Genomic DNA, 2,151 nt, shown 5'->3' on the forward strand with positions numbered 1-2,151 from the left:
CACCGACATCAACCTGTGCGCGCTGTCGACCGGCGAGGCGGCGACGCACCTCGACCTCGACGACGCCTGGTACGTGAAGATCGCGCAGGGCCCGGACCACCTGGCGCTGCTGCGCCGCCTGGCCTTCCGTTCGATGGTCACCGTGCCGGTGCGCTTCCGCGACGAGACGATCGGCGCCCTGACGCTCTTCATGGGCCGCTCGGGCCGCCAGCACACGGCCGAGCACGTGCAGTCGGCGCACGACCTGGCGGCGCTCGCCGCCGCGGTCGTCGCCAACGCGCGCCTGCTCGAGCGCTACGCGCGCTCGCAGACGGCGCTGCAGACGAGCGAGGCCCGGCTGCGCCTGGCCATGGCGGCGGCGGACCTCGGCACCTGGGAGTGGGAGATCGCCGAGGACCGCGTCAGCTGGTCGGAGGCGGTGTATCGCCTGCACGGCGTCGCGCCGGGCGCGTTCGGCGGCACGGTCGCCGACTTCGCCAGGCTGGTGCACCCCGAGGACCGGCCTCGGGTCCAGGCGCAGATCGAGTCGGCGCTGGCCAGCGACACGGCGTACGAAGCCGAGTTCCGCGTCGTGTGGCCCGACGGCACGGTGCACTGGCTGGCGACGCGCGCCCACCTGCAGCGCGACGCCGCCGGCCGGCCGCTGCGCATGGCGGGCGCGACCTACGACGTGACCGAGCGCGTCCAGCTGCTCGCCGCCGAGCGCGCCGCCCGCGCCGAGGCCGAGTCGGCGCGGCATCGGCTGGAGCTGCTGGCCGCCGCCAGCCAGCTGCTCTCCGGCTCGCTCGAGCCGAAGGTGACGCTGCGCCGCCTCGGCGAGATCCTGACGCCTGCCGTCGCCGACTGGTGCCGGATCGACCTGATCGATGCAGAGGGCCAGCTGGTCCGCGGCCTCGCCTACCACTCGGACCCGGAACGCGAGCGGATCGCTACCGAGGCGATGCTGCGGCTGAAGGGCCGGCCGGACACCGTCGGCTCCATGGCCTGGTGCGTGCGCACCGGGCAGAGCCATACCGCCAACTTCGGCACGCCGGGGAACCTCGCCTCCACCGGAGACCCGGCGCTGCTGGAGTTCGCCCGTCTCATCGGCATGCACGCCGTGTCGATCACGCCCCTGGTCGCGCGCGGCCGGACCCTCGGTGCGCTGGCCGTCCTGCAGGCGGAATCGGGCCGCTCCTTCGGCCCCGACGACGCCGCCCTGCTCGCCGACGTGGCCCAGCGTGCCGCCTTGGCCATCGACAACGCGCGGCTCTATTCCGAGGCCGAGTCGGCACAGCGCCAGGCCGAGCTCGCCAACCGCGCCAAGGACGAGTTCCTGGCCATGCTCGGCCACGAGCTGCGCAACCCGCTCGCCCCGATCGTCACCACGCTCAAGGTCATGGCACTGCGCGACGAGGGCGCCTTCCAGCACGAGCGGCGGCTGATCGAGCGGCAGGTCGGCAACCTGGCGCGCCTCGTCGACGACCTGCTCGACATCGCCCGCATCACGCGTGGCGACGTCCAGCTGCGGCGCGAGCGCGTCGTCGTCGCCGAGGTGCTGGCGCGTGCGGCCGAGATCGCCGCGCCGCTCGTCGAGGGTCGCCGCCACACGCTGAAGATGGCCTTGCCGCCCCCCGAGCTGTGCCTCGATGCCGACGCCGGCCGCATGAGCCAGGTCTTCGCGAACCTGCTGACCAACGCCGCCCGCTACACGCCCGAAGGCGGCACGATCGAGGTCGGCGCCGGGCGCGACGGCGACGCCTGCGTAGTGACCGTCGCCGACGACGGCCAGGGCATCGAAGCCGAGCTGCTGCCGCGCATCTTCGACCTGTTCGTGCAGGGCCGGCAGGGGCCGGACCGCGCCCGCGGCGGCCTCGGCGTCGGCCTGGCCCTGGTCCGCAACCTGGTCGCGCAGCACGGCGGCACCGTCTCCGCGCACAGCGACGGCCCCGGCCGGGGCAGCCGCTTCGAGGTGCGCCTGCCCCTGGCCGACGCACCGCCCGCAAGCGCCGCCGCACCCGCGGCCGGCGCCGACGACAAAGGGGCAGCGAAGGCAGCGCCGCGGCGCGCACGCGTCATCGTCGTCGACGACAACGAGGACGCCGCCGAGGCGCTCGCCGCCTTCCTGTCGATGGAGGGCTGCGATGCGCGCGTCGCCACCGATCCCGCCGA

Annotated in this window: 1 protein-coding gene; it reads left to right on the forward strand. The window is 74.7% G+C overall.

Translation table 11 applies throughout. From position 1 onward, the window contains the following. Window positions 1-2,151, forward strand: a 2,151-nt coding sequence (locus AC30N0_RS12905) for a sensor histidine kinase (RefSeq protein WP_489518313.1), incomplete at both ends; no start/stop codon positions are given.

The sequence above is a fragment of the Rhizobacter sp. genome (genome assembly GCF_031412495.1).
Classification (GTDB): domain Bacteria; phylum Pseudomonadota; class Gammaproteobacteria; order Burkholderiales; family Burkholderiaceae_C; genus Schlegelella_A.